Origin of the sequence: Natronomonas gomsonensis, from assembly GCF_024300825.1 — an archaeon.
Taxonomy (GTDB): Archaea; Halobacteriota; Halobacteria; order Halobacteriales; family Haloarculaceae; genus Natronomonas; species Natronomonas gomsonensis.
In genome coordinates, this window is sequence record NZ_CP101323.1 from 24,548 (window position 1) to 46,793 (window position 22,246).

The 22,246-nt window shown below is 57.8% G+C and carries 13 protein-coding genes, 1 tRNA gene and 6 pseudogenes; 14 read left to right on the forward strand and 6 right to left on the reverse strand.

Annotation, left to right across the window (positions count from 1 at the left end):
* Window positions 1–5: 5 nt before the first annotated feature.
* Window positions 6–1,403, reverse strand: coding sequence for a sulfatase (locus tag NMP98_RS00100; RefSeq protein WP_254859401.1), 1,398 nt, complete (start codon window positions 1,401–1,403; stop codon window positions 6–8).
* Window positions 1,404–1,573: 170 nt separating this feature from the next.
* On the opposite strand from NMP98_RS00100, the gene NMP98_RS00105 reads away from it, so the two are divergent.
* The 3 genes and pseudogenes from NMP98_RS00105 to NMP98_RS00115 all read left to right on the forward strand — a co-directional run bounded on the left by NMP98_RS00105 (window position 1,574) and on the right by NMP98_RS00115 (window position 5,345).
* Window positions 1,574–2,983, forward strand: a complete 1,410-nt coding sequence (locus NMP98_RS00105; protein WP_254859402.1) for a sulfatase-like hydrolase/transferase — start codon at window positions 1,574–1,576, stop codon at window positions 2,981–2,983.
* A 278-nt stretch (window positions 2,984–3,261) separates the two neighbouring features.
* Window positions 3,262–4,294, forward strand: a pseudogene (locus NMP98_RS00110) (RNA-guided endonuclease InsQ/TnpB family protein); the annotation flags it as partial.
* A gap of 56 nt (window positions 4,295–4,350) precedes the next feature.
* Window positions 4,351–5,345: pseudogene (locus tag NMP98_RS00115) on the forward strand (transposase).
* A 99-nt stretch (window positions 5,346–5,444) separates the two neighbouring features.
* On the opposite strand, the gene NMP98_RS00120 reads toward NMP98_RS00115, so the two are convergent.
* Window positions 5,445–6,203: a DUF7537 family lipoprotein gene (locus NMP98_RS00120; RefSeq protein WP_254859403.1), complete on the reverse strand. Its 759-nt coding sequence runs from the start codon at window positions 6,201–6,203 to the stop codon at window positions 5,445–5,447.
* Window positions 6,204–6,429: 226 nt separating this feature from the next.
* Between NMP98_RS00120 and csg the strand changes: the two genes are divergently transcribed.
* A complete protein-coding gene (gene csg, locus NMP98_RS00125) occupies window positions 6,430–9,252 on the forward strand; it encodes an HVO_2072 family ArtA-dependent S-layer glycoprotein (protein ID WP_254859404.1) in 2,823 nt (940 codons plus the stop codon).
* An 837-nt stretch (window positions 9,253–10,089) separates the two neighbouring features.
* On the opposite strand, the pseudogene NMP98_RS00130 reads toward csg, so the two are convergent.
* From NMP98_RS00130 to NMP98_RS00140, 3 genes and pseudogenes are all read right to left on the reverse strand, one after another.
* Window positions 10,090–10,327, reverse strand: a pseudogene (locus NMP98_RS00130) (IS701 family transposase); the annotation flags it as partial.
* Window positions 10,328–10,403: 76 nt separating this feature from the next.
* Window positions 10,404–10,973: pseudogene (locus tag NMP98_RS00135) on the reverse strand (DUF3267 domain-containing protein); the annotation flags it as partial.
* A gap of 114 nt (window positions 10,974–11,087) precedes the next feature.
* A complete protein-coding gene (locus NMP98_RS00140) occupies window positions 11,088–11,279 on the reverse strand; it encodes a hypothetical protein (RefSeq protein ID WP_254859406.1) in 192 nt (63 codons plus the stop codon).
* A gap of 96 nt (window positions 11,280–11,375) precedes the next feature.
* On the opposite strand from NMP98_RS00140, the pseudogene NMP98_RS19590 reads away from it, so the two are divergent.
* Window positions 11,376–12,167: pseudogene (locus NMP98_RS19590) on the forward strand (nucleotide sugar dehydrogenase); the annotation flags it as partial.
* A gap of 72 nt (window positions 12,168–12,239) precedes the next feature.
* Complete coding sequence (locus NMP98_RS19595; protein ID WP_411911629.1) at window positions 12,240–14,078, forward strand: UDP binding domain-containing protein; 1,839 nt, start codon at window positions 12,240–12,242, stop codon at window positions 14,076–14,078.
* On the opposite strand, the gene NMP98_RS00155 is transcribed toward NMP98_RS19595, so the two are convergent.
* Window positions 14,079–16,358: an STT3 domain-containing protein gene (locus tag NMP98_RS00155; RefSeq protein ID WP_254859407.1), complete on the reverse strand. Its 2,280-nt coding sequence runs from the start codon at window positions 16,356–16,358 to the stop codon at window positions 14,079–14,081.
* Window positions 16,359–16,447: 89 nt separating this feature from the next.
* Between NMP98_RS00155 and trmY the strand changes: the two genes are divergently transcribed.
* The 8 genes and pseudogenes from trmY to NMP98_RS00195 all read left to right on the forward strand — a co-directional run bounded on the left by trmY (window position 16,448) and on the right by NMP98_RS00195 (window position 21,873).
* The gene (gene trmY, locus NMP98_RS00160; protein WP_254859408.1) at window positions 16,448–17,041 is read left to right on the forward strand and encodes a tRNA (pseudouridine(54)-N(1))-methyltransferase TrmY; all 594 of its coding nucleotides are present in this window, start codon (window positions 16,448–16,450) and stop codon (window positions 17,039–17,041) included.
* 58 nt (window positions 17,042–17,099) lie between these two features.
* On the forward strand, window positions 17,100–17,861 hold the full coding sequence (locus NMP98_RS00165) for a DUF7847 domain-containing protein (RefSeq protein ID WP_254859409.1): 762 nt from the start codon (window positions 17,100–17,102) through the stop codon (window positions 17,859–17,861).
* 51 nt (window positions 17,862–17,912) lie between these two features.
* Window positions 17,913–17,985 (forward strand) — tRNA-Pro (locus NMP98_RS00170).
* A 465-nt stretch (window positions 17,986–18,450) separates the two neighbouring features.
* Window positions 18,451–18,930: pseudogene (locus NMP98_RS19500) on the forward strand (type IV pilin domain-containing protein).
* Between the two features lie 25 nt (window positions 18,931–18,955).
* On the forward strand, window positions 18,956–19,402 hold the full coding sequence (locus NMP98_RS00180; protein ID WP_254859411.1) for a type IV pilin domain-containing protein: 447 nt from the start codon (window positions 18,956–18,958) through the stop codon (window positions 19,400–19,402).
* Window positions 19,403–19,608: 206 nt separating this feature from the next.
* On the forward strand, window positions 19,609–20,250 hold the full coding sequence (locus NMP98_RS00185) for a hypothetical protein (protein WP_254859412.1): 642 nt from the start codon (window positions 19,609–19,611) through the stop codon (window positions 20,248–20,250).
* Window positions 20,251–20,427: 177 nt separating this feature from the next.
* Complete coding sequence (locus NMP98_RS00190) at window positions 20,428–20,868, forward strand: type IV pilin domain-containing protein (RefSeq protein ID WP_254859413.1); 441 nt, start codon at window positions 20,428–20,430, stop codon at window positions 20,866–20,868.
* Window positions 20,869–21,330: 462 nt separating this feature from the next.
* Window positions 21,331–21,873 (forward strand): type IV pilin domain-containing protein, encoded by a 543-nt coding sequence (locus NMP98_RS00195; RefSeq protein ID WP_254859414.1) that lies wholly within the window; start codon window positions 21,331–21,333, stop codon window positions 21,871–21,873.
* Window positions 21,874–22,246 lie beyond the last annotated feature (373 nt).

The following is a 22,246-nucleotide window of genomic DNA, read 5'->3' on the forward strand; positions in this document are numbered from 1 at the left end:
GCCAGTTATTCCTTATAGCCCAAATCCTGAAGTCGCTGTTGAACCTCGTCTCCCATCTCGACAGCAGTTGCGTCCGGTTCGGTGCTGTCAACAAATTCAATGTGGGTATCAACAACGCTGCGTAACTCGTCTCTTACTTGCGGATGGTCATCGACAACATTGGTGCCATCGTCGTTCCCCACCGTGTGCAACTCTTCCTCGGCAGCATTTGTTTGGGCTTCGTAACAAGTGCCGTTTTCGCGATACACGTATGTCCATCCTAGGTCTCGATACGCGAAGTTTCGATCGCCTGTTTCGTTGTCTTGCCACTCTGCAATGACGTGGTCGCGTTCCCACTCTTCGCCGGCTGCTATGCGTCGAAGGCTCGTTCCAACAAAGGTCTCCGGTTGAGTCACTCCGGCGTACTCCGCGAGAGTTGGGGCAACATCCACGAGCCCGACGACTTCGTCGTAGCTATCTCCCTCATCGTCAGCATCGATGAATAGTGGCACGTGGATGTACTCGTCAAGGAATTTCGGCATATGGTGACTGTATCCACCATGATCGCCGAGTTCTTCGCCGTGATCAGAGGTAAACGCGGTAACAACATCGCCCCACGCCGATTCTGCGGCCGTTATCAGGCGGCCGACCTCCGAATCCATATGCCGGATTTCGGCATCGTAGAGGTCGATGATTTTCTGACGGTCTTCGGCACCGAGGTCGCCGAGCTCATCCAACATCCGACGGCGGAGTTTAACGGATTCACGGTCACTGATTACCTCACCACGTATGGCACGTTGGTGTTCCTCCGGTGGGAGATAGGGATGATGAACGTCCATATAATGGACCCATAGGCACGCCGGCTCCGAGGGATTACTTTCAATCCACTCGATAGCCAAGTCAGTCAGCGTTTCGGCATCAACGAACGGCGACCCCACCTCAACACCCATCGTACGTTCGCTCGCTTTAAATGCCTTAAACAACAGTTGATACAGAATGCCGTCATTATCGAGATTATCTTTGACAAACTGGCGGGCTTTCGCCGGAAGTGATTTATCCTCAATTGAGTCGAAGTATTCGTCGAACCCGCGGTTGTAATTGAACTCTTCGGAGAGATACGGGTTTGAATGGAACCCTGCTGTCGCGTAGCCGGCTTCATTGAGAACCTCAGAAATGAGCGTTCGGTTATCCGAGAGGCGCTTGCCTCCGCCGTACATCGTGGAATACGTCGAAGTGAGGATTGCGGGGAATGAATAGGGCGTTTGACAAGCGTGAGAAAAGGCGTTTGAGTACGTTTGTGCTTCGTTGACTCTCTCATCAAGTACTGGCGTCGTATCACGGTTGTAGCCGTGCCATCCAACGTGGTCCGCCCTGAGAGAATCGACGGTGACAAACAAAATACTCGGTGGGGGCTCACTCGCCATGGCTATTTACGGGATTGTAACGGATTTAATGATTTTCGTTCCCATTAGCACCTCAAAATTCCACGCAGATCTCCACGGGCCCACCCTTTATTCTGACACGCACATGTCCCCCGGGCAACATTCCACATCAATAGCTTCATATCTATGTCTGGATCAGTTACTCCAAGAGCATGAGTTGCCCGAATGTTCTACTTGTCATCTTAGACAGTGTGAGGGCACAGAATACGAGCTTACACGACTATCCTATTGAGACGACACCCACTCTGGATTCGCTTGCAAACGAAGCGACTCACTACGAACAGGCTCGGTCGCCGGGTATTCACAGTATCGCGAGCCATGCGAGCATCTTTTGCGGGTATGAAGTTGAAGAACATCAGATATTCGAACACGAGACAAAACTTGACCCGGCGGCAAGTATCTGGCCAGAGTTGGCCGAGTCGGGGTACCGGACGGGGCTCTTTACATCGAACGCCGTCGTAGCGCAAGCATCGAACCTTGCAGAGCATTTCCAACATACTGAGGGTCCGCGACGATGGACACCTCTGGAAACCGGTTTGGACCCTGCTGACCTCGAAGGCGAAGTCCCGATAACTAGATTCCTGCGAGAAGCCCTCCGACACGACAGACCGCTCCACTCTCTTATTAATGGGGTCGGCTGTCAACTCCGCGAAAACGCGGATAACGACCCTGAGACAGAACGAGCAGCTATCTATGTTTCGGAATTTTTCGATTGGGTGGACCAAGATTCCAAGCCATGGGCAGCATGTCTCAATCTAATGGATGCTCACTATCCGTATGTCGCCCAACCGGAATTCCGACTGCATGATGACGATCAACTCCGGGCATTGGCGGATTTCTTCGAAGGCGCTGTTTCACAGCAGGTCCTCTCAGATGGGAGTTGGTGGGCGCTTACTGCGCTCGAAGACTTATACGATGAGTGCATCCGACAGGCAGATCATGGCGTACAACAGCTTTTAGACGGCCTTCACGACCGTGGTCAGTACGATGATACACTAATCATCGTAACGAGTGACCATGGCGAAGCCTTTGGGGAGTATAGTCAAGTTTCACCGTCAATTCGGCTCTGTGACCATAGTTGGGGGATTCACGAGGTGCAAACCCATGTCCCACTCGTGGTGAAACATCCGAATCAAGTAGAATCCGAACAGATTAGCCAGGTTGCTACCCTTTCGGCATTTCCTGATGTTGTTCGCGAGGCGATTGGTGATGGACAAGGTTCGTTTGTCCCTGAATCCGGGTCAGTAATCGCCTCGACGTATCGAGTCCCAGCGCCTGGGGATATGCTTCCAGAGGTGGTTGACCCGGAGCATTATGTCGGACCGTGGCGAGCGGTTTACGAGAACGACTCTTCCGGTGTGATTAAGCGGGCGACACACGGTAGCGACGGCGCAACTATCACCATTCGTTCCGCACAGGAACGGTGTGTCACGTCTCGTGAATATCCGGATGAGGTAACATCCGCTTTCAACTCATTCCACGATGCGGACGTTCATATGGGAACGAAGGAAACTGCTGATGAGGTCGAAGACCGGTTAGAAGCCCTCGGATATATGCGGTGATTGGTCGACGACTTTGCGGAATGGCTCGTCAAAGAACTAGTGACTCAGATCGACGTCGCGATTATCGTTGTCCCGAACCTTTCGATCGCTTCGGAGCGGGCCGACTCACCCAATTCGAGGCGAAGGGCCCACCCTCAAGGAGCGCGGGGCTTCCGGTTCTGGCAGAAGCACAAGCGAGTAGGGTGGGGAGGAAGCCGACCCAGCAGTGACCTGCTGCCAGACAGTTGCCTACTAACTCCCAGATATTACGTAACCCTAACTATATATGTGAAAATACAGTGGAGTACCGTCGTACAGCTGTTATCAAGCTCGACACCCCGAAGGCGCGGATGCACACCTGCGGGAGACTGTTGAGCAATTCAGATACTGTGCCAACACCGCGAGCGAGTGGTGCTGGCACGGCGACGACGGCTACCACGTCACATCGAAAGCGAAGGCTGAACGCGGTCTATACGACCAGCTACGCGAAGATACGGAGTTGACCGCGAACCTCGTCCAGAAAGGGATTCGTCAAGCCGTCGAAGCCGTCAAAAGCGGCGTCGAACGACTCAAGAACGACCAAGATATGTCCCGCCCGACGTTCACGGCGGATACCGCTGTCTACGACAAGCGAAGCGCCACTTTCCACTGTGACCACGTCTCATTGTCAACAGTCGACGGACGTATCGAGTGCAGGTACATTCTTCCCGACGACGCCGACACACCGCCGACAAAGTACGTTCCAACGAGAAGTACGAGTTTCGGCGGGCTACTCTGCATCGACGTGACGGTGACTGGTATCTCCATGCGTCGATGCTCAAAGAAGAGGACGACGACACCGACACCACCACCGGGCACAGAACAGTCCTCGGTGTGAATCAACTCGCGGTCGCTTCGACCGGACGGTTCTGGTCGGCAGACGAGTTCGACCACTGGAAACGAGAGTACTAAAAACGGCATGGCGACCTCCAAGAGTGCGGGACTCGGGCCGCCCATGACGCGATAGTTGGTGTCGAGCGCAAAGAAGACGGTCGCTTCGAGATCTTCCTGCATCGTGTCGCCAACGAAATCATAGCCGAAGCCGTCGACCACGGCTGTTCGCACATCGTGTTCGAGGACCTAACCGACATTCGTGAGAACGTGCCAGCGGCGTCGTGGCACTATCTGTGGGCATTCCGTCGCCTCTACGAGTACGTCGCTTACAAAGCCAGAGAGCAGGGTGTCAAAGCCGTCCAAGTGGACCCACGGAACACCTCGAAGCGGTGTTCGACGTGTGGGTTTACCCACGACGACAACCGACACGGCGAAGACTTCGAGTGTCTAGATTGCGGCTGAGGGTGTCATAGAACGAGTAGCACACCAAAGAGCAGGGTGAACGCTGAGATGGTATGGCCTCAGCGACCCTGCAAGATGACCCTTCGGTAGAGTCGTTGTTCAATGTCGCGGAGACCGAGACGCTAGCGTTGTTTGAGCATCTCTCCTTCGAGTTTCTCGAAGAGTTCGACGTGTTCGCCCCGGCACAGACGGGGCGAACACGAGAGCACGAACCACCAGAGCTGATGCGTGGCTTCTTCCACTGCTACTACCACGACATCTACGGCATTCGTCCCGTTGAGCGAGAGCTTCGGAACACGGTTGTTTGGCTGAGCTGTGGCTTCGATCGACCGCCGTCGAGAGACACGCGGTCGATCGCTTTTTTACCGACCTCGAACACGTCGTTGACGAAGTCTTCGACCGACTCGTCGAGCAGGCCGCCCGCCGCGGCCTGCTCGACTTGACCTACTGCATCGATTCAACCGACGTGAGGGCGATGCCCGCCGATTAAGACGCGTCGAAGTGCTACGATCCAACCGACGACGAGTACTACTACGGCTACGGTTGCACGGTCGTCTCGACCGGGCAAAAGATCGCGATTGCAGCCGAGTTCACCGAGAGTAAGCAAGCGCCAGAGGAGACGGCGATGCGCGTCACGTGTGACGCGCTCGCCGTCGCCAAGCCGATCTGGATGGTCGGTGACAGCGCCTACGACACGCTCGACTGGCACGACCCCTGCGGCCAGCAGGTGGTCGTGCCAGTCGCTCCCTACAACGCGCGAAACACTGACGACCCGAAAGACATCGAGTACAGGGTCGAAGACCGCATCGAACAACACAGCGAGGATGTTCAGCTAAAGCAGTCCACGTTGGATGAGACGTACAACCGCCGTACTGGAGTCGAACGAACCAACGAATCAGTGAAAGACTGCGGCCTCGGGCGAACGCACGCCCGAGGCCGCGTCCACGCACGAGCGCAGGTGTTCCTCGCTCTGTGCCTTCGTCTCGTCGTCGCAATCACCAACTACGAACGCGGAGACAATCCGGGAAGCCCGATCATCACGGTGTGACAAGACTTCTATGACACCCTCAGACAGTGCCAATCCGGCTGCCGTGTTTACCTTCTGTTGTTTTTGTGTTGCCAATGAACAAGCGTTTTGTCTCTACCCTTATCGGGCTTCGAGCCACGCCGGTTCCCGAACGGAGACGTTTTGGGTTCCTGCGAGGCTGAATTCGTGGTGGACGATCTGCCGGGTGCCGCCCGACCTCCCGCCGACGGTTAGCCTCGCAGTCCAGATACGTCCCGATCGGTCGATTTTTACCTGTCCGCTTGCCGATTCGATCGTCTCCGGGAGCTGGTTTTCCGGATCAGCGGTGATGTTCGTTGTATTGTACACCAGGACGGTCCGGCCGTTGTGCTGTTCAGTTCCCGTGGCGGTATAGTTGCCCGCACGGACGATTGTACTGAGGAGGGGGCCCGGGCGGGCGCCCGTCGTGTGGGTCTCTCCAAAGGACTGCTGGACGGTGCTCGTGTTTGAAACCGTCGTGCCGCTTATGTTCTGCTGGATGTGGTAGCCGTCCGCGGTATAGTACTCGTCGATCGTTCGCCGGGGGAGGTCACTCCGACTCCGTTGTCGTTGCTGGCTCGCGTTGCTCGTGACGACCGTCGACGTGTTCGTTATCGTGGTCCCTTGCACCATCGTGAAGTTATAGCTGAGCCGATAGCTATCCTCGGCAACCGCCGTTTGGTGGGTTTCCAGCACGGTCGTTGCATTCGTGAACCCATCCGCCGACGCTCCCCGTGGATACTGGCCGTCGCCGAGCTGGGTGTCGTTCTGGTCTGCCGTCGGCTGGCCCACGAAGCTGCTGCATCCGGCTGTCAGTAAGAGGAGACAGACCGCGATCGTACCGAGAGTTCGACGCTTCATGCGTTTCGTAACAGATACTTGCTCGGGTCGGATGAAGATACCGCTCTGGAACTGTCGCGTGCGTGAAATAACAAATACATTTTTTATCGAGAATCGAGAGTCTGGCTCTAACCGCGATTCGACGCCGTATCTGGCTAGTTACGCTATACCATACTTACACACAAAGTATTTACCAGCCCCGATTTTTGTCTTGGGTGTACCCCTGCCAACTGGTGATGGGACGAGTATGGCGATAGCCGTTCGCGGCTATCATCGCGGAAAGTCACTGTCGCCGTCCGATACGAAATACGATACAACCATGACAGAATCAAACTATAAGGTCCGCAGTCTGTTCCTGGCTGCGCTGATGGTCTTCGGCATCTTCGCTGGGACCGTCGCGATTACGGGGACGGCTGCGGCGAACGTCAGCGATCTCGGCCTCTCGGCTGAGGACGTTCAAACCGGACAGAGTAGCGCTACGCAAACAGTAACGATCGACGTAAATGATGCGGATGGTGATGACTCGGACGCATCTAATATCATCAACCTTGACGTGTCTGCGGCTTCGTCATTGAAGTCTGAAGCAGTAACTGACAGTGATGTCGAGATTACTGATAGTAACCAGGGCGGTGATCTCAGTGTCGACGATGTCACTGACAACGGTGACAACATCGACATTACCGTTGATGACTCCAACGCCGATGGGAGCAACCATGACTATACTGTCGAAGTCACGCTAACTCACGACACGACGGGCGCAGGTGAGGTTACTGACGCCTCTTACACCGCAACCGTTGATGGTGCCTCTGCTTCAGCCACCTTCGACATCACGGTCGTTGACGGTAAGCGACTCATCCAGTCCGGTGACAGTATCTTCCAGGGTGAATCTGACCTCGTCTACGACGGTGTTCAGCCTGAAGAGCTTGAACGGACTGCTGGTAGCGACGAAGGCCTTCCGCTCGAAGACCCAATCCCGACGAACCAGCCGACTGGTTCCTACGACAACGGGCTGGGTACTGAGGATGCGGATTACTTCACCACTACTGTTCAGACTCCCCGAATAACTGACCTCGAGATTCTGAACCAAGGAGGTGCAGACGTTGCTGATGGAACGATTTCGACCAACAACGAAGAGGCAGATGTCAACGTTGACTGGAACTTCGAGAACGCGGAATCGCTTAGCATCACTGTAGAGGACGAAAGCGGTCTCGACGTGACCAACGCAGTCGTTGATGGCGATGACACCGCTGCAAGTGACACCAACACCGAATTCGTTCTCGACGTTGATGCACTCGACAGTGGCGAAGAATACACTGTAATAGTTGAGGGCAACGACGATCTCGACTTCGGCGAAGCCACTCGCAGCGCGACGCTCAACGTCTCGTCGGACGATACCGCGACGCTGACCCTCGATCAAGATGAGGCCACGCGTGGCGAAGATGTCGGCTACGAGATTACGGGTGCCGACGAGGGTGACATCCACCCTGTCGTCATCGAGAACTCTGATATCACTGCAGACGACGTCGAAACTGCATTCCGAAACGTTGGTGACACTGTCACCGTTCGGAATGTCGATGATGACGCTGTAGCATTCGTTGAAATTGACGGTGGTGCCGGTGTGGGCCAGATCGAAACTGGTGTCCTCGATGAGTCGAGCATCGATGTCACGCTGTACAGTGACATCGGTGACGCCGACCCCGAAACTGCCGGTGCGGAATACCTCGATAGTGAGGATGAAGCAGACGAACAAACGCTTGAGGTCACCGAAGGTGCAGTTGAGTTGACCAGTCCGAGTGGCTCGTACGTGATCGGTACGGAAACGGACATCAACGGCACCGCGACGGAGGGTGTCGAGGACGTTGCACTCTACGTCCGTGACGAAGGTGACTACAAGCAGCTCACTAAGACGATTAATGTTGATGACGAATCCTTCGAGGAAGAGGATATCGTCATTTCGGACGATACCGAGGACCTCATCGAAGACGACACGTTGAGTCTGCCGGGGACTTACCGTATCGCTATTGTCGATGCTGACGATCCCGAAATCACTGACGATGATGGTAACCTGTTGGAGACAGCAGGCACCTCTGACATCAGCTCCGCAGTTAATACCCAGTACAGCCTGCGAGTGGTAGACACGAACCTGTCCGTTGATTACGTGAGTATCATTAACGGTCAGGTCGCTGACGTTGACAACCTGGAAGTTCGCGGTGTTGCACCGGGTCAGAGTGACGTCTCGGTCAGCTTCTACGGCCCGCGTGGTGGCTACGACGTGCACTCCGTCTCGGTCGACTCGAACAGTGAGTTCGAGGACGACAGTATTGCCATCGGCGGGAACTACGACATCTCGCAGGGTGAGGTCGTGATGTCCGTCTACTCGCAAGGTCGTGACGGCGTGGTCGGTAACGGTCAAATTAATGGAGAAACTGCTACTGAGGAGGCACAACAGGACTTCATTGAGCAAATCAATGAAGACTCGCTGACGCAGCAGCAGGTCCTCGACCGCGTTGCTTCCGAGACGACGGAAGATACTGGTAGCGACGACATCGCCGTTACCTACCAGTTCCGCTACACGGATGCTCAGACCTCGATCGACAATGTCGATGTCTCACCTGACGGCGTGACCATTGAAGGTGTCACCAACCGCCAGCCTGACGATACCGATATTACGGTTGAGGGAGTCGACGGCCCTGCCGCAGCTAGTATGGGCATCGAGTCGACTGACGAATGGGGTACTGACGGGCAGTGGAACGTCACGCTCAACGCTGACGACCTCGAGCCCGGCAACTACACCGTCGAATCTGATGACGGTGACAGTACTGACATCGCTACCTTCCAGGTCACCGAGGAAGACCTGACGGAAGTGACTGAAACACCCATGGAAACCGAAGCGCCCACGGAAACCGAAGCGCCCACGGAAACCGAAGCGCCCACGGAAACCGAAGCGCCCGCGGAAACCGAAGCGCCCGGAACCGATACGCCTAGCGAAGACCAGCCTGGCTTCACGGCCCTGATTGCTCTCGTTGCGCTGCTCGGTGCCGCGCTTCTGGCAGCTCGCCGTCGCGACTAACGGCTGAATCCCCGGTTTCATACCGGTTTGTGACTTTTCATTTTTCGGATGCGCTCGAACGCATAGCGGCTGCCGGTGACATCTCTTAGTTGTCGCTCGTCGTACGACATCAGCCATCAGCTGAAACATTACACCGGGTTGACGACACTGAGAGAATGATATTCCGCACTCTATTAGACACAATCCTCAGTGTCCACAGCCTCGGGCCACGCTCGAAGATTGTCGGTGGACTCCCGTTCTGGCCTCAGTGGAGACTAGAGAAGAGCCTCCGTTCACCTTTAGCGTCCCATTCATCAAGCGTACGACCACAGGTGCGCCCCGTTGTCACCATGTGATCGCGATTGAGATACTGTAATCCAATGTTTTTGAGGAGTTAGAGTCAGCGTGAATATCTGTCTCAAATTTCGGACACACAAGCTCGTCCCCGTCATGAATGAAGTTGCCTGCAATCGGGCGTGGTCTCCCTCATGATCCGAGCATCGCGGTGTTCCCACAGCTATTGTTCTTGTGGTGACTGACGGAAACCGTGTTCCGTGGGGCTATAGCTAAATTCGCCACAAAACGCTATGATTCAACGGTCGATGAGGAATCCACAGAAATTATCCTAAGCTCTACCAGCCATGAGATCGGGACTGCCAAAACCACCGCACGGTGTCCGTCTTCTTAGTTTACTCTTGTGAGTCGCTACCAACATGTTCAATCGGCCGCCGCCGATCTTACTGAGCAGTTAGTTAGTGATTCAGCTTTGCACGTTAGCGTCGGCTGTTGAGTGAATGAAGAGGTGCCTGATCTCTTCTATGAGGTCACCGACGCCGCGACCATCGTTGCCCCGAACCGCTCTCCGAAGCGTTCGTGGTTGAACTGTTGTTCCCCGGTCGTACTCGGTGAGAAATTTGTCGAGAGTGCGGTTTCCGTTGGCAGGAGGGACTTCACGCGCGATACCCGCCACGATCTTGTTGCTGGCCGCAAAAATACCGGTTGCATAGGTTTTTGCGTGACGGCGTTGTGCTAGTGACAGCGGGTCAAGCCCGTATAACACGCGCGTACATGATAAGAAGTCTGTAATCGGCATCATCCGCCTTTGTTACCGTCTACATCACGTTCCTACCTTAACGTGCAAAGCTGAGCTAGTTAGCTAATCAGGTGGGCGATCACCATCGTACTTGAACGAATGCATAGGAGACGCCAACGATGGGCGCAACGACGAGGCCCAACGGCCCGACGCTGTATGCGAAGCCGTCGGCGCCCGTCTCGTAGGCAAAGAGGAACAGCGGCGAGTTCGGAACGCCGACACGTATCGACGCGACCCCGGTCACTCCCATCACCAACGGCACGACGGCGAAGAGAATCAATAGGGCAAGTGTGGCCGCCCCGGTGCCCAAGGATACGTCCCAGATGACTCGAACTGGCGATGGATTATCTATCGATGGCGCCTCTTCGGGCCGGCCGTACACCGACAGCCCCGTCCGGGTGTCGAGAACCGTCACCGTCGAGGGATAGCCGAGCATCGTCAGTGCCATCCACACGTTGCCGACCGCGCCACCGGCGTTCTCCGCCAGCGCAACGGCCAGACACGGCAGTTCCAACGCGACCATCAGCGGCGTGCCGAGCAACGTCAACACCATCAGCGGGACAAGCGTGATGGCGAGAAACTGGTTTCGGGTGAAGTGGTCTTCGACTGTCGCGTAGGCGTACGGAAACACGAAGTACGCGAGGCCGACGCCGTATCGCGGCCGTCAGCCGTACAGTCGCACCGCCAGCCCGTGAACCAGTTCGTGCGGGATAATGATGCCGAACACTAACGCGAGGAACGCGAGCACCGATAGCCCCGTACTTCACCAGCCGGTGTCGCTTCCGATGCCGAACGCCAAGGCGGCGCTGTCGCCCGTCGCGAGGTAGTACACGCCGACGAAACCGAACAGTCCAGAGACGAATCCCATCGTCGAGACAGCCGTCCACTGTAGTGCCAACGACCGCGACAGCGTGTACTCGGCGAGTACGTTTTCGGAGGACTCGGAGGTCGACATAGTCTGTTGACCACGGCCAGCAGAGTAAGTGTGAGGGTCGCCGGACTGTCGGCGGTAAGCCGAAGCCTCAAACCCTCCCGCCTGCTACCCGGAGTCATGAACGTAAGCGTCGTCGGGAGCGGCTACGTCGGCACCACGCTTTCGGCGTGTCTCGCCGACCTCGGTCACGACGTGACCGCCATCGACGTCGACGAGGAGACGGTCGAGCGACTCAACGCTGGCGAAACAACCATTCACGAACCCGGTCTCGACCCGTTGGTCTCCGCCTATGCCGGCGACCGACTGAACGCGACGACGGACCACGCCGCGGCCGCCGACACCGACATCACCTTTCTGGTCGTCGGGACGCCCGCCCGCGAGGACGGTTCCATCGATCCCTCGGCGCTTTTGGCCGCCGCCGAGGATGTCGGCGACGCCATCGCCGACAAAGCGGGCTATCACCTCGTCGTCGTGAAGTCGACGGTCCTCCCCGACGTCATCGAGACGGAACTCGTCCCGGCAATCGAACGCGCGTCGGGAAAGACCGACGGCGAGGCGTTCGGCGTCGCGGTCAACCCCGAGTTCCTGCGTGAGGGTAGTGCCGTCGACGACTTCATGGACCCCGATAGAATCGTCGTCGGCACCGACGGCGACGGCCGCGCCCTCGATTTACTCGCTGAGTTGTACGAACCGCTCATCACCGACTGGGACGTGCCCACCGTCGAGACGGGTCGCCGGGAGGCGGCGATGATAAAGTACGCCAGCAACGCCTTCCTCGCGGCAAAAGTCAGCCTCATCAACGATCTCGGCAACATCTGCAAGGAGTTCGGCGTCGACACCTACGCAGTCGCCGACGCGATGGGGATGGATGACCGCATCGGCGAGCGGTTCCTCAACTCGGGGGTGGGTTGGGGAGGCTCCTGTCTTCTCGGTGACGAGCTCATCCTGATTAAAAACAAACAGGGAACGCGGCTACTCACCATGGCCGAGTTCTTCGAGCAGTACGTGGCTGATGAGACCGTTGAGGACATGTCGGTCCTCAGTTACGATGAAGGGGAAGCTACGTTCAAGCCGGTTCAGGCTGCGAGCAAACGTACCTACGATGGGGATCTCTTCACGATTCGGACTCGAATGAACAAGGAAGTCACGGTCACCCACGACCACCCGATGCTCGTCGTGGAGGGTGGTGAGCCGACGGTTCGAGAAGCCCAGCATCTCGAAGACGGAGACGAACTCCCCGTTCAGACCAGCCTCCCTGCTGATCCGATCGGTAAGTTCGACATCATCGAATTGGTGGCCGATTCGCCGGCCTTCGACAACGAGGCCGTCTATCTGAAGCCATCTTTCGATATGGACGAGGTCAAAGACGAACTCCGTGACGTCCTTCGGGAGTACAACAAACAGTTTAGTTACGACAAAGTCCATGAGTTCATCCGTCGAGATTATCTTATCCTTGATGCCTTCCTTGAGTTCGAAGACCAGTTGTCGATTGGCCGCGACGACTTGAGCCTCTATACGACTGTCGGTGGGGGGCAAACGTACGTACCGGCAATCATTCCAGCGGATGAGGAATTTTGGCGATTCATCGGCTACTACCTCAGTGAGGGCCACATCAATGAAGACGACTCCGGACACGGCACAACGACTCGGAAGCGCGTCATGCTGAGTTTCCATCCCACCGACGAGCAGGCATACGTCGCCGAGGTCGAATCGTATCTCGAGCGACACGGAATCCACTACCGGACAAGTACTCAGGAAACGGCCACGCAAATAGAGACATCGAGCCGGGTACTTTCCCACTTCCTCGAATGGCTTGGCTGTGGCACTGGTTCATATACAGCGGCAATCCCGGATACAGCCTTCCAAGAGACAGAACGAAACCGGAAGGCGCTCTTGTCAGGACTCTTCCGTGGTGACGGATACATCGAATACACGAGCCATTCGAACGCTGTCGTCTACGATTATGGGTCAGTGAGCGAAGAGCTGATTCGAGGAATGCAGTTCCTGCTTCATAGTCTCGGTATCGTCCCAAGTTACAAGACGTCTCAGTCCGCTAAATCAACTCGGCCTGCCCACTTCCTCCGCGTGAGTGCGAAAGACCAGATTGGGGCCCTCAAAGAAATGTTCCTCCCTTCAGAGCAGGAACGAATCGAGCGGCGGCTTAACGATGTCGCTGATATCAGACCAACCGGGCACACCGATGGTGGGGCCCATACCACCGTTGCTGTCAAGGATATCAGCGTGACCGAAAATGAGGTTGAGGTGTACTCTCTCGAGGTTGCGGATACGCACACCTTCGTGACGACTGACGCGCTCGTCGTTCACAACTGCTTCCCGAAGGACACCGCTGGACTCGCCGCTGCCGCTCGGGACAACGATTACACACCGGCGATGATAGAGGCTGCAATCGAGGTCAACGACGGTCAACCCGAGCGCCTGCTTGAACTGCTTGATTCCCACGTTGACGTGGTGGACAAACGCATCGCCGTCCTCGGCCTCGCATTCAAGGCCGGTACCGACGACATCCGTGGCTCCCGTGCCAAGCCGGTCATCGAAGGGCTGCAGGACCGAGGTGCCGATATCGTCGCCTACGACCCTCTCGCCAAGGAGGCGATGGCCGAACAGTACCCCGATATCGAATACGTCGACTCCGCGGCCGAGGCGCTCGACGGCGCCCACGGCGTCGCTGTCGTTACTGACTGGCCCGAATTCACCGACCTCAACAAGGAGTTCGATGCGATGGCCAACCCCGTCGTCATTGATGGCCGCCGTATCATCAGTCGTCGGGACGGACTTACCTATGAAGGACTGACGTGGTAATCACGCCCGTACCGTCTCACCGCTGTTCACCGCTGCTTCGCTGACGGACACTGGCTCTGTCGCCGCACCCTCAAGGTCGTACTCGCCGGGATAGGGAACCGTCACACTGTAGGTCCCGTTCGCGTTCGCTGTCGTTTGACGCTCGTAGGTGAATTCGTCACCTTCAATGTCGACCTCGGTCGTTAGCGTCACGGTTGCGTCCGGTTCGGCGGCCCCTTCGATTGTCGCGCCGGGGACGATGCGGAACGCCTTGTAATCGCCGATCGGACTGGCGTACAGCGCCCGGTAGTGGGCGAGCCCGGCGACGCCCTCGCTGCGACTCCCGTAGTGGTCGTGCAGCCGCGATTGCATCATCGCGTCGGTGATGTTCGGCGACCCTGGAACCGGTTCGGTCACGAGGTAGCTGTCGCTTCTGACGTACTGCTGGTAGGATTCGTCGGGGGTCTCGGAAAACGTGAACGGGCGATAGTTGCTCTGTGCGTAGCCGTAGCTTTGGGCTTCACCATTGACGTAGTAGTTGTACATTCGGTTCCACGACCACGGGCTGAAGACGTACGACTGGGGGTAATCGTAGCCGTTTTCTTTGGCGTGGCCATCGATGAACGACGCCGTTTCGTATTGCTCTTGTGGGATGGCGAGGTCGCTCGTGACGATGGGGGCCTGAATCGCCGAAAGCCCGCACACCAAGACGACGACGAAACCGATGCGGACCGCCACGTCCCGGTCGGGAATCGACAGCTCCAGGCTCTCGTTTTCAAATGGAACTGGCGAGCGGGCGGCGTCAACCCATCGGGCGAGCGCGACGATGACGACACCGGCGAACAGCGCGACGAACGGGGCGAGTTCCCCACCGTATCGCAACTGGACGGCGCCGAGACCGAGCAACACGACACCGTAGCTGGTCGGTGCGAGCCAGTGGCGCTCGCCGTCGTAGACGCGGTAGACGCCCCAGCCCATCGCCGGTATCGAGACGACCAACAGTAACCCGAAGAGGACCAGCCACCCCATCGTCGACCCGCTGAACAGCGAGTTGACTTCGGCGATGTTTTGCCCTTCGAACAGCCGTGATAGCTGTCCGGTGATGCGTCCCCACGTTGTCGGAGCGAGCAGTGCAACAGCGGCAGTGACGGCGGCGGCACCACCGACGCCGGTCACTGGGAACGTCCACGGTGGGAGTTCGAGGTGACGCCACGCGGCCACCGCGCTGACGACGCCGGCAACGCCAACGGCCAAGAGAACCGGTACCGCAACGACGACAGTGTCGTGCCAGCCCCACACGAGATGTGTAAGGCCGACGAGCGTCGCTCCCAAACCAACCCCGAGCGTCGTCGCCACGCCCGGAGCGAAAAGCGGCTCGTCATCTCGAACTGCAAGGGTCCCGCCGACCACGACGGAGAGGGCAACCGGGAGCAACAACAACGCTGCGGCCCACCAGGCGAGCACGCTTCCGGCGACGCCGAGACCTAACAGCGAGATTGCTCGGATGGTCGGCCACTCCACCTCCAGCGTGTCGATGCCGAGCGTCACGGTCAGTCCCCACGCCGCCATGACGAGCCACGGGGCGTCGAAGGCGTGGTGGTCGACGAACCCCGCACTTGAACGGGCAACATGTAACGGCAACACGGCGAGGACGAGGACGCTCGCAAGCGCGATGCGGCGGTCGCCGGTCACCTCACACGCAAACAGGTACAACAGCAGGCCCGTCATGACGGCCGCAATCACCGGCAGGACAGCGAGAACTGTGCTGTGGTGTCCGAGCCCACCGGCGAGGTCGGCACTACTGAGCATGATTAGTACGGTCAGTGGCTCCTGTGTCTCCAACCCCCCGGGAAGGTTCGAGGGTCCCCAGCCATTTTGCAGTCCTTGTTCGACGTGATAGACGTAGTAGTAGGGGTCGTTGGCCGGGTAGACCACGCGGTCGCGGAACACCGATCCGTACGTAGTCATGCGGAAAGCGACGGTGAGACCGAGCAATCCGAGTAGACTCGCCACGGCCGTCCGGTCGATGTCGGGCAGCGAGAACTCGATGTCGGTCGTCTCGCTTTCCTCGACTTCCCCGAATATCGCCGCCTCGACAGCCCTAGGGTCGGCGAGTCGGTACTCGTCGCCGGCCGATTCGACCACGCCAGCACCGACCAACTCGCCGAAGACACCGGAGTCGACGGGCACGTCGTCGAACGCCCATGTTTCGGTGTCGCGGTCAACCGCCCGAACGTCCTCGAGGGCAGGTTCGAGGTCCGGCCGGTCGTCCAGTAACTCACGCACCTCGCGGGCGTCCATAGATACCCTCGTCTGACAACCCCGAGGCTATAAACTCACCGTCCTCGCTCGAACGCGGGACCTATATCCCGGCCGTCCCACCCCATCGTATGCGCCAGTTCGTCGTCGTCGGCCACGACGCGCCAACGACCCCCGACTTCTCGCTTGAGGATTTGCCCGGTGCCGGCCGCCTCGACGTGTTGTGTCGGTGTGTCAACAGTGCGTTCTTCCTCTCACACACACTCCGCGAGAACGTCCGTGCTCATCTCGTCTTGGCCGACGAGTACGTCGTCCGCTTCGAGGGCGCGGAACTGCGGCGTCTCAACCCCGACGAGCGGTCGACGGCTGCCTTGATTCGCGGCGCGTTGGAGGCTCGTGAGGGCGCCATCGGTGCGATGGAGGCCAACCCCTCTCCCGGCGTCTACATCGGCAAGGGTGACTTCGAGTCGACCGTCCGCTCCGTCGCCGAGGAGAGCACGCTCGTCGAACTGCACGAGGACGGCCGGCCGGTCGTTGACCTTGACCCGCCAAGTGACCCAGTGTTCGTCCTTTCGGACCACCACGACTTCACCGACGCCGAAGCCGCGCTCCTCGCCGACGTGGCCGACGAACGCGTCTCACTCGGCCCGGAACCCCTCCACGCTGACCACGCCATCACGGTCGCACACAACTACCTCGACACCGACGGGTTCGGTATATATTGACCGACATCTCCGGCTTCTGACGGGGTTTTAAGTGAACTGGTGGCGAATTCCGTCGCGTATGTCCCTCCAAATCGGTGATGCGCTCGGCGACGGTATTCGCCGGTCGCTCACGTACAGTGGTGGCGTCCTGATGGCACTGACCTTCGTGTATCAACTGCTGTTCCTCGGGTCGATCAACGCGATTTTCGTCGACATCCTCCCGCCGGAGGCCCAACAATCCGGCCAGCTCGGCTTCGCGCTGCCGGTTCCGGCCGCCGTCGCTGGCGTCATCGCCCTCCTCGGATTGGTGTTCGGTATCGTTCTCTACATCGCTGCGACGCGGGCGTTGACCCGCGAGCAGTCCGAACTCGACTCCCTTTCCGGAGAGCTGTTCACCCGTCGGATGGGTCGGGCGCTCGTTTCGGCCGTGGGTGCCAACATCGTCGTCACCATCGCGGTCACCATCGGGTTCATCCTGCTGTTCGTTCCCGGCATCTTCCTCGCGATTAGCTTCATCTTCGTCATCTTCGCCGTCGGTGTTGAGGATGAACGCGCTATCGACGCCCTGAGTCGCAGTTGGGAACTCGCAAGCGGCAATCGTTGGGGCCTGTTCGCGCTCGGTCTCATCGTCGGCGTCGTCACTGGCGTCGGAAGTAGCATCGGTTCGGTGGCTTCCTTCGTCAGCCCCGTCGCCGGACAAATCCTGAGCCTCGCGCTCACGTCGGTGTTCTCCATCGTCGGCTACGGCATCCTCGCCGACGCCTACCTACAGGTCAGCGGCGAGAAACCCGGCAGCGGCGGCGGTACTGTCGAGCCGACCTCCGAACCCGAGGCGCTCTGAATCGAGCCGCATCATAACCCTTAAAGTCGATGCCGGCTTCCTACCGAGTGCGGGCCGGTGGGGTAGCTTGGTATCCTTCGGCCTTCGGGTGGCCGTAACCACGATTCAAATTCGTGCCGGCCCATTGCCCGCTTCCGCTTTTGATACCTACGTTCCCACAGCGACAGTTCTCAGGGTTCGCGTTTTCGCCACTCTTGGCCGTCTCGTTCGCCACTCTAACGGAGAAGTGAGTCGATAGGGTGTGAACTCATTCTGTCGGCTATCCCTACCACTTGGTGTGTCGTCACAACCTGAAGACGGGCCGGGTGTTTTATGCGCGTTGCCACGAAAGACGTGAATGCACCGCAGGGAGATTCCATGCCCTACGTCGGTGTGCGCCCACTACCGGGTGCGGTCAGCGTCACACCTACGACCCCCGGCCGCTGGGGTCGTTTTCGTGACTTTTCAAAATGCCACTCAGGAGACTTCCGTCTGTGAGTTTCGGCACCCCGACTCACGGCTTGAGTCGGCTTACACCTTTATTACAAATGCCTCTGATTGGATAGGATAAGCGTACTCTACCCGCAGTGGGTGTGCGCTGCACCAAATCATGGAACTGAAACACCTGTTCACAGCAGACGACGACAACCGTGCCGTATCACCCGTCATCGGGGTTATCCTGATGGTGGCAATAACCGTCATCCTCGCCGCCGTCATCGGGACGTTCGTTCTAGGACTTGGCGACCAAGTCCAACAAACGAGTCCGAACGCACAGTGGAACTGAGATGTGGATGCCAGTGATGACGTGAACCTTACGCATGAAGGAGGAGACTCGATAGCAGTTAATACCCTGAGCCTCAGCGGCGACGCACTCGGGAGCGGTCCAAACGGCGACGACCTAACCGATGGGGGAAGCTTCCAAGGTTCCGGTGATGCGGAATCCACTGGCTTTAGTGATGACCCAATCAAAGCAGGGAGTACCCTGAGCATCGCGAACGAAGACCTGTCAAGCGGCGAGCTCCGACTTGTCTGGACCGCCGAGGGCGGTGGTTCTTCATCCACACTAACGACCTACGACTACTCGCCGTAATGTCATCAAATTCGAATTTCCAACAATGAAGCTTACAGAACTATTTACGGCCGACGAATCGGAAAGGGCAGTCTCACCAGTAATCGGGGTTATCCTGATGGTGGCAATCACGGTCATCCTTGCCGCTGTCATTGGGACGTTCGTCCTAGGCTTGGGCGATCAAGTCCAGCAGACGAGTCCGAACGCACAGTGGAATTGGGATCAACAGAGTACCAACCCAAAACTCCAATTGACGCACGAAGGGGGCGACAGCGTCACCCCAGCACGACTTGAGGTCACTAGTACCTCTGGCGACGTTGACCCGACCGACAACTGTGGAGTCGCTGGAGAATGGAGTGGCGGTTCGACAATTACCGCCGGTAGTACCTGTGATGTCGTTCAGGGCGGATCCGCTTCGGGCACTTACCGTCTACTCTGGACGGCCGAAGGTGGCGGGTCCTCCTCGACGCTTTCGACGTACGAAGTGAACTAACGCCGACACCGATTTTCCAGTATTTTGCTTGAAACACCCACCGACACAGCGGCTGCAAAGCGGGCGTTCGTCCGTACCTACAGCAGCCGCGGGTTCGAAGACACCTGGGATATCATCGAGGCCTTCGAAGAGGTCCAGGCAGTTCGTGGGAAGTATCCAGAGCGGGGCTCGTCGTTCGTGGCACAGAAGGCCGGCTACCCGCGGTCATGGATTCGGCGTTGGGTCGACGACGACGCGATTCCTTACCGTATCAAGGCCTGCAGACGGCGCTCTCGCATGGGTGGCTGGACCTTTCACCCGGCGACGAAGCGACGCGCTCGTTGGTAGCGCTAATTGGATACGTCCTCGGGAAAGGGTCGCTGAAAGGCGAGAAATACGGGCCGCGGGCCTCGGCTGGCTGGCGCGTGACGCTCGACGAGCTGCACGAGGCGTTTGCTGCAGTTGGTGTCGACTCGGAGACGGTCACAACCGACGACCCGGAGCGACCACCACAGGTCCACCCCACAACGAATGGCTCGGTGTTGGGACGGATGCTCTACGTACTCGGTGTCCCGGCAGGGCGTGAAGACGTGCGGCGTAACCGATTGCCGTCAATCCTCAACGAAATCGATATTCAGTCCCGAGCGCGGTTTTGTGAGTTGTTCGTACGCCAGCGGGGGCTCGACAGCCACTACGAATCCTATGAGCCGACGCGGGTGTTGGTAGATCGACCGCAGCACTTCAGGCGTGAGTTCGCGGCACTTGTCGAGGACGTGACTGGCGAATCCGCGGCACCGTATAGTCGGGGCGTCGAGGTCTCGCTGGACGGGATGGTGGCGTTGGGTGTCGACCCGCGCGACGACGGGTAGCAATTGCGAAGCAAGACATACAAAATAACAATTAGCCGGCTATCCCGATGTCGATTACTGACACCCGATTGTACTCAACGGTAGCTCAGTGTTTGAGCTATCTCGTAGCTTCATTAGCTGATCCGTGCTTCTACTGTCCACGAAGCCGGACGCGTCGGTAGTTGCACTTGATTCACCATGCAACTCACACAGACTATTACTGCACAGAACGACGAACGAGCCGTCTCCCCGGTCATCGGAGTGATATTGATGGTCGCGACCACTGTGATTCTCGCGGCTGTCATCGGAACGTTCGTTCTCGGCTTGGGTGACCAAGTCCAACAGACGAGTCCGAACGCACAGTGGACGTGGGACCAACCGACCGACACCAAACTTGAACTGACGCATCAGGGCGGCGACACCGTCGCTGTGGACCGGGTGATCGTGACTGGCGGCGATAACATCGACTCGACGAACGACTGTGACGTAAACAACGACTGGAGCGACTCGAATGCTGAAATTACTGCGGGCGACACCTGCGCCAATATCCCCACCGGAGACGCCGGTGGGACATACCGCTTCGTTTGGACGGCTGACGGCGGTGGCTCATCGTCGACGCTTTCAACATACGATGCCTAAGACCGGACCAGGACCGATATCTTTCGAGTGCAAGGCAGAGAAATCTCAGCTGGCTGGGTATCCTGAGATCGACTGAGTGACGCTGACAGGTATTTTGTTGGATAGCTGTCTCTACTCTCTTCGGAGAAACTGGTTTGCTAAATCACGTTGGTGTGTCATCGCATAGACGTCGAATTTGCGTTCGATTACGGGCATGATGTCTCTGCGTTTACCCGGGGGAGGCGACGATGAACGTACCGTTGGAGTGTGCGAACTGTGGTGTGGTGTGGACGCTCACGCTGACGAGTCTCCGATCCGGCAAAGAGGGGCCGTAAGCCAGCGCCACCGCCTTTCGCCAAGTGAGCCGACTCACTGCCGAACCCGGTTTAGGGAGGGAGGACACGTTCGGACACCGGAGTGTTATCAACGCCTGAAAACGGGTGATTGGGTTTATCCAACGCGGATGCCATCCTAAATATATCTATGACGCCCTCCACTCCAGAGGCGGTTCGTCTTGGGGAGCGTGGCGTTTCTCCCGTTGTGGGTGCCGTGTTGATGGTTGCAATCGTCATCTTGCTTGCTGCAGTCCTCTCAACAATGGCGCTCGGATTCGAGGACGAACTCCAAGAGCCGGCACCGAGCGGCGCGTTCGATCAGGAGTACGTGGCATCCGGGACAGATAACACGGATGATAGACCGTATGTGACTATTACGCACAACTTCGGGAAGACCGCTGACGCCGACAACATCATCATCAAAGACGATGCCGGGAACACGATCAGGTGGAACGATGTCTGGACGGGTGGCCCTGAGGTTAGAGCCGGCGAGTACGTTCATATCGACGGCTTCCAAAGTGATTCAGCCCTCCAGCCCATCTGTGAGAAAGGGGATAGTTACTGGATTATCTGGGAGACCGACGATGGGGACGAACTCGTCGTCAACAAATGGACTGCACCGTCTGACCCGAACCTCCCGCCGAGTTCGTCATCCGATGACGATGGGGATGGCATTCCGAACTGGTGTTGATAGTGCTTGTTGCTAGCGTGGTGGTCCCGGAGGCCGCACATGATTCACTCGCGGTTTCCCCCGATAACGCCACCCGCTACTCCGGCCTAATATATTAGAACACAATGTTGAGCGCATTTCATTCGGTTTGTCCCTATGGAAGTTGAATTTGCGTGCGATTGCGGACACGATATCTCTGAGTTTACACGGGGGAGTGCGACGAAGAACGTGCAGTTGGAGTGTCCGAACGGTCAGGCGGTATGGACGCTCACGCTGACTAATATTCGGTCTATTTGACGGAAAGAGACATATCTCCGCCTATGAGAATAACGCGTATGGATACTCTCCGAGAGATGTACCGACATCTGGATGATCGAGTGCGTCAACTATCCCG

Coding starts and splice junctions, on each gene's coding strand:
- NMP98_RS00105 (WP_254859402.1), top strand. CDS start 1,574: ATGAGTTGCCCGAATGTTCTACTTGTCATCTTAGACAGTGTGAGGGCA.
- NMP98_RS00100 (WP_254859401.1), bottom strand. CDS start 1,403: ATGGCGAGTGAGCCCCCACCGAGTATTTTGTTTGTCACCGTCGATTCT.
- NMP98_RS00185 (WP_254859412.1), top strand. CDS start 19,609: ATGGATTCGGCGTTGGGTCGACGACGACGCGATTCCTTACCGTATCAA.
- NMP98_RS00165 (WP_254859409.1), top strand. CDS start 17,100: ATGTCCCTCCAAATCGGTGATGCGCTCGGCGACGGTATTCGCCGGTCG.
- NMP98_RS00120 (WP_254859403.1), bottom strand. CDS start 6,203: ATGAAGCGTCGAACTCTCGGTACGATCGCGGTCTGTCTCCTCTTACTG.
- NMP98_RS00140 (WP_254859406.1), bottom strand. CDS start 11,279: ATGTCGACCTCCGAGTCCTCCGAAAACGTACTCGCCGAGTACACGCTG.
- trmY (WP_254859408.1), top strand. CDS start 16,448: ATGCGCCAGTTCGTCGTCGTCGGCCACGACGCGCCAACGACCCCCGAC.
- NMP98_RS00155 (WP_254859407.1), bottom strand. CDS start 16,358: ATGGACGCCCGCGAGGTGCGTGAGTTACTGGACGACCGGCCGGACCTC.
- NMP98_RS00190 (WP_254859413.1), top strand. CDS start 20,428: ATGCAACTCACACAGACTATTACTGCACAGAACGACGAACGAGCCGTC.
- NMP98_RS00180 (WP_254859411.1), top strand. CDS start 18,956: ATGAAGCTTACAGAACTATTTACGGCCGACGAATCGGAAAGGGCAGTC.
- NMP98_RS19595 (WP_411911629.1), top strand. CDS start 12,240: ATGGCCGAGTTCTTCGAGCAGTACGTGGCTGATGAGACCGTTGAGGAC.
- csg (WP_254859404.1), top strand. CDS start 6,430: ATGGCGATAGCCGTTCGCGGCTATCATCGCGGAAAGTCACTGTCGCCG.
- NMP98_RS00195 (WP_254859414.1), top strand. CDS start 21,331: ATGACGCCCTCCACTCCAGAGGCGGTTCGTCTTGGGGAGCGTGGCGTT.